Raw genomic sequence first — 8,584 nt, 5'->3', positions numbered from 1 at the left:
GAGCTAGGGATAGCCCGAAAGACTGTCTATAGATGTCTACAGAGTGCTTGAGGAAGTGCCTTCATAACTGACAATATTTTTGCCTACATCTTTGAATATCAGTGAAAACAGTTTCATTGTATAGTTTCACTGCAAGCCAGTAATACCAAGAGGTTTAGTCATGGACAACGCTGACAACAACGATGCCTACACAATATTAAGGAATTATACTGCTGGCTTGCAGGTTTCAAGAATTTTTATTTACAGCAACGAAAGCCCCGGCCCACAATCACTGACAAGTACATCATGAAAAAACTTCTCAACCAGCTCATCTACCCCGCCCTGTCAGGCCTGATTGTGGCCTTGCTGGCGATATTGTTTGCTCCGAACTGGCTGGGCCTGCCCCAACTGAATTTCAATAATGTGCTCAACAGGAGTGAACAACTCTTGGGCATTGGCGAGATTTCCTATAGCTCGGCAGTCAAGATAGCAGCACCTGCAGTGGTCAACATTGCTACCGCCACATTGGTCGATGAATCCAGCCGCTCGAGAATGCCCAAGAGCCCCTTCACAGAAAATAATCTTGGCAGAGCCAAGGTAGAAACCAGCCTTGGCTCCGGAGTCATCATCAGCCCTGACGGCTACTTGCTGACCAACAATCACGTTATCGAAGGCGCCGACCGAATTGTGGCTGTACTGAAAGATGGTAGGGAAGAATCTGCAGCGATTGTCGGCAGGGACCCGGAGACGGACCTTGCGGTACTGAAAATAGATCTAAACGATTTACCCAGCCTGAATCTTGTTGACTCTGGTCAAAACGAAGTGGGGGACGTCGTTCTGGCGATTGGTAACCCCTTTGGACTGGGGCAAACAGTCACCATGGGGATCATCAGTGCAACTGGCAGGAATGACCTCAGCCTCAATACTTATGAAGATTTTATTCAGACCGATGCCGCCATCAACGTGGGTAACTCAGGAGGGGCTCTGATCAGCGCCCGTGGTGAACTGCTGGGCATTAACACGCTGTTGTTTTCCAGAGGTGGAGGTAATGAAGGCGTTGGCTTTGCTATTCCCTCCAGCATGGCTCGATTTGTCACTCAGTCCATCATCAAGTACGGTCGGGTTGTGCGGGGTTGGCTAGGCATAGAATCACAACCACTTACCAGCCGGTTGGCAGAAGCTTACGGTGTCGAAAGCAATGCCGGCATTTTGATTTCAGGTGTCTACGACAATGGTCCTGCAGATATGGCCGGTCTGAAACGCGGAGACATTCTGATAGCCATCAATAACATCAATACCAGCGATGGCAGGAAAGTCATGAATATGGTGGCCCAGGAACCACCGGGGAGTGAAGTGACCTTGCAGATTCTGCGTAATAACCAACCTCTTGAAATGAAAGCGGTTGTCGCTACACGACCCAACATGGTCAACTGATTGAGGATTATCCTATAAATATCAGCAAAATCATGGTACCGATAACACCGGCAAAAAAGGTACCCACATAAGCCACACCCGACCAAAGCCATTCATCATAATTGGTATGGTAACGTTTCAATATTTCCGGGGTTACAGGCTGGAGTCTGGTCAGATCATCCAACAGCATATGGTTGAACTGCCTGCCACCAATACTCTCAAAGCGATCCTGCTTTGTCACTTCCACCTCGACGATCAAAGCCTGCTTTTTATAACCACTGCCTAGCTTATAATGGCTCCAAACCAGCTTGCCATCTGTTTTTTTCCGAAGATTTATTCCGAAATGAGCAATATGGGTCAGATGTTCCAGAGGAAGAAACTGTTCCACAAAAGCATCGTGATAATAGACACAGTCCGAATGGCATGATGTGGAAAACCAAAGCCACTTTTCATAATCATTCTGTTCAACCGTCACACACACTTTTGTTCCAGATGAGTGACAAACGGCTTCTGTTTTGGAAGACCCCAGAGCCCAACCATTGAGACACATTAAAATCAGATATAAACCCACAAACAATGCCCCCCGAACTATCCTGCACATGCTTGCCTCTATTTATTCAGCTGAGAGTGACAAACATAGCAGGTGCCAAGCTTATCTGATCATTTTCCAGTTATATCGTCAGTGCCTGTTTTGCTGCACGATTCAACAGAAAGAGGAGCCCACCGACGGACACAACAATCAGCAGCATTACCAACCAGCTTGACTCCGGCACTGATAACTCGCCATTCATCAGTGAAATAATGTCGTGAGCTTTGATGCCCAACCAGATGGAAAAAAGTGTTCTGGGAAGCATGCCAAAAAAACCACCCAGCAGGAAAACCGAAAACGAAATATTCAGTGCGGGCATTAAAAGGTTCATTAATGCAAAAGGCAGAACGGGCGAAAGCCTGATCAGAAACATCAGGCTCCAACCACTGGCATTCAGGGTTTCCAGTGTTTTTTTGACCCGTGGGTTGTTTTGAATGGATTGCATCAGGTGTCCACCATCCAGGAGTACACCTACCCAGTAGCCCATTGCTGAAGCCAACAAATAGGCTGGCAACATATAGAGGATGGCATCCCAGCCCAGAAAAAAACCTGCTAGCATTGCAACAAAAGTACTGGGAGTCAGAGCCAGAGCCATGGTCGCAGCACTCAATAGAAAGAAAGGGAACCATTGCCCAATACTTAGATCGGATAGATCAGTCTGGTACCGGATTAACACCGAGGCCGCCCAGGAACTGAATAGCAATGGTACAGTGCTGAGGATAACCGCTCCGATAACAGACTTTTTGCTTACCCCGAGAATGAATGAAAATGACATACCAAGAGTCGATGCTTCATTTCTTGATACGATATTCCGCTGAACGGGCGTGAGCTGTCAGAAATTCTCCTCGCGCCAGCACAGAGGCTACTTTACCCATTTCTGAAGCCCCTTCGGATGAAAAATGAATCAGAGAAGATCGCTTCTGGAAATCATAAACCCCCAGCGGGGAGGAAAAACGCGCAGTACCGGAGGTAGGCAATACATGATTCGGACCGGCACAATAATCACCCAAGGCTTCGGCTGTGTAACGACCCATAAAAATAGCACCGGCATGACGGATATCAGACAACAGAGCCTGAGGATTTTCTACTGATAACTCGAGGTGTTCAGGAGCGATTCGGTTGGTGACGTCACAGGCGGCTTTCATATTCGGAACATGGATCATAATGCCTCTGTTGTTCAGCGATTCTGCAATAATCTTCTTACGCTCCATGTCGGGCAGCAATCGACGCATACTTGCTATAACCTGATCAAGAAAAAACTGATCCGGAGACACCAGAATCGCCTGAGCGTCTTCGTCGTGCTCAGCCTGAGAAAACAGATCCATAGCAATCCAGTCCGGATCTGTACGACCATCGCAGACTATCATAATTTCAGATGGACCTGCGATCATATCGATACCTACCTGACCAAACACTTCACGCTTAGCGGTGGCAACATAGATATTGCCAGGGCCAACGATCTTGTCCACGCCGGGAACGGTTTCAGTACCATAGGCAAGAGCGGCTACAGCCTGGGCCCCACCTATGGTAAACACTTTCTTGACGCCAGCAACAGCGGCAGCGGCAAGCACCATGTCATTGACGACACCATCCGGTGTGGGCACCACCATAACAATTTCTTTTACGCCAGCAACATGAGCCGGGATGGCATTCATCATAACGCATGAAGGGTAGGCAGCCTTGCCTCCCGGCACATAAAGACCTACACGATCCATAGGCAACACTTGTTGCCCAAGCAGGGTTCCATCCTCTTCTTCGTAAGTCCAGGAAGATTGCATTTGACGCTCGTGATAGCTTCTGATTCTTTTAGCAGCAACTTCCAGAGCCTTTCTCTGTTCCTGCGGGATGGTTTCCAGTGCCTTCTGTAGCTGCTCTTCTCCCAGAGTAAGATCCGCCATACCAGAAACGGAAAGGCGATCAAATCGATGGGTAAACTCTACCAGAGCCTCATCACCACGGGAGCGCACTTCGGCAATGATATGCTTAACACGATGCTGAACCTCTTCATCAGAGACACTTTCCCAGGCCAGCAGCCGATCCAGCTGCTCATTGAAATCCTGATTTTCGTAGCTCAGTTGTACAGGATTTACCGTCATCGTATTACTCCGTCACTCTTTTTTACCATGAACTTTTTACCACGAAAGCTGCCATGAAAACCCTTTTATCCGGGATTGAGGCAAAAAACGTTCATCAGTCATGGCTGTTAATAGGTTTGTGCGTCTACTGCAGCTCTCAACTGCTGAATCAGTGCATTAATGGCTTCAAACTTCACTTTCATGGAAGCTCTGTTTACAACCAGTCTGGAGGATACGTGAGTGATCAATTCTTTTGGCTCCAGCCCGTTGGCCCTCAGAGTATTACCGGTATCAACGACATCAATAATGGTATCTGCCAGACCCACCAGCGGTGCCAGCTCCATAGACCCGTAAAGTTTGATTACATCAGCCTGACGCCCCTGAGAGGCGTAGTAGCGTCTGGCGACATTCACAAACTTGGTCGCTACTTTGACCCGACCGGTTGTCGGCTCTTCATGCCCTTTTTTACCCGCAGTCATCAGCTTGCATTGGGCAATCTGCAAGTCCAAAGGCTCATAAAGCTCTGTCGATCCATGTTCCAGTAACACATCTTTTCCCGCCACCCCCACATCAGCAGCACCGTACTCAACATAAGTGGGTACGTCACTGGCTCTGACAATCAAAAGGTTGACGTCTGGATGAGTGGTAGAAATAATCAGCTTCCTGCTCTTGGCAGGGTCTTCAGCTAACTCAATACCCGCCTCCTTAAGCAGTGGCAGCGTATCTTTAAGTATGCGCCCTTTGGAAAGCGCTATTGTGATCTGGCTAGACATCTGGGACAGGCTTCCTTCGCGTTAAGTGGGGTAGTTTACACCAAACAGAACATGACGTGAGTGTTAGACTGCCGTACCGACAGGGAGTTTTTATACTTTTATGAGAGAAAAAGATTCAGAACTGATCTAACAAGATCAGGGGATAGCTGGAAGCTTCCCCTGACACATGACCGCCATAAGTTTTTCGGGTTCAGGAGACTATCAGGCAGGTACCCGCTGAATTTTCGCACCGAGCTGCTGAAGCTTCTCTTCAATACATTCGTAACCACGATCAATGTGATAGATGCGCTCAACAACCGTGTCACCTTCAGCGATCAGACCCGCGATGACCAGACTGGCTGACGCCCTCAGATCTGTCGCCATAACAGGAGCCGCCTTCAGAGAATCAACCCCTTTGATCACAACCGTGTTGCCTTCTACTTTCACGTCAGCGCCCATTCGCTTCATTTCCTGAACATGCATGAAGCGGTTTTCGAAGACGGTCTCTGTAATACTACCGACGCCTTCAGAAATCAGGTTCAAGGCCGTAAACTGTGCCTGAATATCTGTAGGCATGGCAGGATAGGGAGCCGTCTTGAGATCAATCGCTGCGGGACGTTTACCCATCATGTCCAGCTCAATCCAATCTTCGCCCCATTCCACGCAGGCTCCGGCTTCACGTAACTTGATCAGAATCGCATCCAGCAGATCAGGCTGAGTATCCTTAAGGCGAACTCTGCCACCGGTTGCAGCGGCAGCGATCAGATAAGTACCGGTTTCGATACGATCGGGCAGAACTGAATAAGTACATCCGTTCAGACGCTCAACGCCCTGAACACGGATAACATCGGTACCAGCACCTTCAATCCTGGCACCCATGGTCATCAGGCATTCCGCCAGATCAACCACTTCCGGCTCACGGGCAGCATTCTCAATAATGGTTTCACCGTCTGCCAGACAGGCTGCCATAAGAATGTTTTCAGTTCCGGTGACGGTGACGGTATCCATAAAGATACGGGCACCTTTCAGACGGTCCTTGATGCTGGCCTTGATGTAACCGTCTTCAACCACAATGTCAGCCCCCATAGCCTGAAGGCCACGAATGTGAAGATCAACCGGGCGACTGCCGATGGCACAGCCACCAGGCAGAGAGACTTCAGCACGACCGAACCGGGCCAACAGAGGCCCCAAAACCAGAATGGAAGCCCGCATGGTTTTTACCAGTTCATAGGGAGCTCTTAGCTGTTTGATGGTACTGGCATGAACTTCAACGTTCATACGCTCATCGACCATCAGATCAATACCCATACAGCCAAACAGCTCAAACATGGTAGTGATATCGTGCAAGTGAGGAAGGTTACAGACGGTAACCGGGTCATCCGCCAGCAGGGTGGCTGCTAGAATAGGCAGCGCAGAATTCTTGGCACCGGAGATACGAATTTCGCCATCCAGACGCGTACCACCAGTGATAATCAGTTTATCCATCATAGTTTCACCTGTGATCTGCTGGTTAGGTCTGACGCTGAGCTTCGGAAGGTGTCTGGGTGGTCATGGTCACCGCATGAATGGCACCACTGGCGATCAGTTCATTCAGGTGTTTGTATACCATCTGCTGACGTTTAACGGGCAGGGCCCCTTCAAACTGGTCACTGATAACGGTGAGTCGAAAGTCACATCCTTCCCCTTCTACCAGAACCTTTGACCCCGGGATACTCTCTTCCAGCAGCGCCTTAACTTCGGTGGCTTGCATGCATTCACCTCTCAAAACAGGCATGAACCGGATAAAAGCCGTCTCACGCCTCAAAAGCATAAACACAAAAACACCACCCAACAGTGGTATTTCCATGAAAAAATCCAACAGCCATTCAACAAGCCTGTGCTCGCCGTACATGCTTGCGGGCAAATCGATGAATCATATCGGACATTGACTGCACTGACCAGTCCCAAAGGGGACTGGCAGCCAAAAGACTGCAATTACGTTCAATCAGGAAGTGGGGCAAGTACTTTCCTGCAAAATGGGTGCTATTCCACAGACCTTGGCCAGGGCAGCAAGCTCCTCCGGCATATCAGAGAGGCAGAGATGCCCGCCCTTACTCTGAGCCAGCCTGATCCAGGACAGACAGACAGAAAGGGTTGAGCTATCTCCTTTTAGCAGTTCTCCAAGACTGACTCTCAGGACACCTCCGGGAGCTATGTCCTCTTCCAACAGTCTACGTCCCTCACTCTCCACTTCGACAGCATTATCAACATTGACAATCCCGCGAAGTGAAAACTGCCCTGGCGCCAATCGTTCAAGCTGCATAATTTGAATTCCTGAATGCTCACAGTAAAAAATTGACCAGACTACTTGTTAATGTTCCCGTCTGTTGAAGCCGACATGATGGCAGCCCAGTGCTCTACCACGTAAGGCACTTTCTTGTGCTTTTTCATAGCATCGGCAAACTGGCTCTGGAACTGCTTGGCAATGTTGATGCCTTCAATAGACACGTTTCGCAGCTTCCAGCGACCATCAACGTGTACCATTGAGTAAAAGATCTCGACCGTGTTGGTGCTGGTGCGAACCTTCATCTTGACGGGGACACGACTGGTTTGGCCTTCCTGATATTTTTTCAGCAGCTCGGGAGAAGTTTTATCCACACTGTCGATAATCAGGCTAGTGTCGTCCAGAGACAATAGCGCCTTGCCATAGAAACGGATCAGACTGTCTCTGAATGCCGATTCAAACTTATCAACCTGATCAGGGCTGCGGTGAGCAAATTTGCCCATGACATAGCGGGCTACCTGATCAAATGCCACTACCGGAGATAAAAGTCGATTGACTTCCCTGAAAAAACCTTCAGGGTCTTTCTGGTAACGCTCCTTATTCTTATTGAAGGTATCCAGCAGCTCGGAAGTAATCCTCTTGACTTCCTCTTCCGGTGGCTGCAAAACAGGTGCAGCATAAGACATTCCCGCCGCCATCAGGCAGACCAGCCCCACCATGAATTGTTGAACAGTCTTTACCATTTTCATCATTGATTCTATCTTCCTTTGCAGGCTTTCTAAATTGAATTTAATAGCCTTTTAAGCTCTGGCAAATTTTGTTCGATGGTTCGACAAACCAGTTCTATATCCAGAGTTCCATAAGCATGAGCAGCCCTGTTACGCATTTGCCCTGCACCTCGAAGCGATGACCGAAGAGCTGGAGCGGGCTCAAACCCGGGAATTTTCATGACTTTGCCAGCTTCTTCCCCAATAATGACCATGCGCACCATTACGACATCCTGTAACTGTCTATCTGCCTTGAACCGGGCCAATGTGCAACTGCCAGATTACGCTCAATACATTCAATGCTTTCCAGCATTTTCTCCACTGGATATCTCACTTCCTTGACCATAATTCACAACACCCTAATGTCCTGCTCTATTTGCTTTCTATAGGGTTCATAAATAGATTCACGAGCGACTACATCAACAGGAATATTCAACAGATCTTTCAAGTCGCATTCGATATTACCAATATCAAAAAGTGTTGTCTGGTCAGTGGATTCTACCAGAATGTCAATATCATTCCCCTCATCGATATAGCCATTTCGAGCCAGAGACCCAAACACTCCTGGATTAGAGCAATGGTAACTTTCAACTATACGTATGATACTCACGCGATACTCACGCAATTCATTCATGGTAAGCTTTGGCATTCTGCTCTCCTGAATTCTCCTTCCTGTTTACTGATACCTGCTACCTAGCAGCCTGTCGGACTTAAGGCTGTCCTACTGCGGTTGCAATAAATTGGTC

The 8,584-nt window shown here is 48.5% G+C and carries 11 protein-coding genes; 1 reads left to right on the top strand and 10 read right to left on the bottom strand.

The window, feature by feature from the left end:
- Positions 1-285: 285 nt before the first annotated feature.
- Positions 286-1,413 carry a S1C family serine protease gene (locus KDK19_RS05625; RefSeq protein WP_257282096.1) on the top strand — a complete coding sequence of 376 codons (1,128 nt, stop codon included), beginning with the start codon at positions 286-288 and terminating at the stop codon, positions 1,411-1,413.
- A gap of 7 nt (positions 1,414-1,420) precedes the next feature.
- On the opposite strand, the gene KDK19_RS05620 is transcribed toward KDK19_RS05625, so the two are convergent.
- From KDK19_RS05620 to KDK19_RS05575, 10 genes are all read right to left on the bottom strand, one after another.
- Positions 1,421-1,993, bottom strand: a complete 573-nt coding sequence (locus KDK19_RS05620; RefSeq protein WP_257253077.1) for a hypothetical protein — start codon at positions 1,991-1,993, stop codon at positions 1,421-1,423.
- 70 nt (positions 1,994-2,063) lie between these two features.
- A complete protein-coding gene (locus KDK19_RS05615) occupies positions 2,064-2,657 on the bottom strand; it encodes a VTT domain-containing protein (RefSeq protein WP_257253076.1) in 594 nt (197 codons plus the stop codon).
- 115 nt (positions 2,658-2,772) lie between these two features.
- The gene (gene hisD, locus KDK19_RS05610; protein ID WP_257253075.1) at positions 2,773-4,077 is read right to left on the bottom strand and encodes a histidinol dehydrogenase; all 1,305 of its coding nucleotides are present in this window, start codon (positions 4,075-4,077) and stop codon (positions 2,773-2,775) included.
- A 107-nt stretch (positions 4,078-4,184) separates the two neighbouring features.
- Positions 4,185-4,829 carry an ATP phosphoribosyltransferase gene (gene hisG, locus KDK19_RS05605; RefSeq protein WP_257253074.1) on the bottom strand — a complete coding sequence of 215 codons (645 nt, stop codon included), beginning with the start codon at positions 4,827-4,829 and terminating at the stop codon, positions 4,185-4,187.
- Positions 4,830-5,030: 201 nt separating this feature from the next.
- Positions 5,031-6,293: a UDP-N-acetylglucosamine 1-carboxyvinyltransferase gene (murA, locus tag KDK19_RS05600; protein ID WP_257253102.1), complete on the bottom strand. Its 1,263-nt coding sequence runs from the start codon at positions 6,291-6,293 to the stop codon at positions 5,031-5,033.
- Positions 6,294-6,318: 25 nt separating this feature from the next.
- Positions 6,319-6,558, bottom strand: coding sequence for a BolA family protein (locus KDK19_RS05595; RefSeq protein WP_257253100.1), 240 nt, complete (start codon positions 6,556-6,558; stop codon positions 6,319-6,321).
- Between the two features lie 234 nt (positions 6,559-6,792).
- Complete coding sequence (locus tag KDK19_RS05590; RefSeq protein WP_257253072.1) at positions 6,793-7,110, bottom strand: lipid asymmetry maintenance protein MlaB; 318 nt, start codon at positions 7,108-7,110, stop codon at positions 6,793-6,795.
- A gap of 41 nt (positions 7,111-7,151) precedes the next feature.
- A complete protein-coding gene (locus KDK19_RS05585; RefSeq protein WP_257253070.1) occupies positions 7,152-7,823 on the bottom strand; it encodes a phospholipid-binding protein MlaC in 672 nt (223 codons plus the stop codon).
- 26 nt (positions 7,824-7,849) lie between these two features.
- Positions 7,850-8,104: a DUF86 domain-containing protein gene (locus KDK19_RS05580; protein WP_257253069.1), complete on the bottom strand. Its 255-nt coding sequence runs from the start codon at positions 8,102-8,104 to the stop codon at positions 7,850-7,852.
- Positions 8,105-8,187: 83 nt separating this feature from the next.
- Positions 8,188-8,487 carry a nucleotidyltransferase family protein gene (locus tag KDK19_RS05575; protein WP_257253067.1) on the bottom strand — a complete coding sequence of 100 codons (300 nt, stop codon included), beginning with the start codon at positions 8,485-8,487 and terminating at the stop codon, positions 8,188-8,190.
- Positions 8,488-8,584: the final 97 nt, after the last annotated feature.

It is taken from the genome of Endozoicomonas sp. ONNA1 (assembly GCF_024606325.1).
Lineage (GTDB): Bacteria > Pseudomonadota > Gammaproteobacteria > Pseudomonadales > Endozoicomonadaceae > Endozoicomonas_A.
This window is presented reverse-complemented; position numbering and strand designations above follow the sequence as displayed.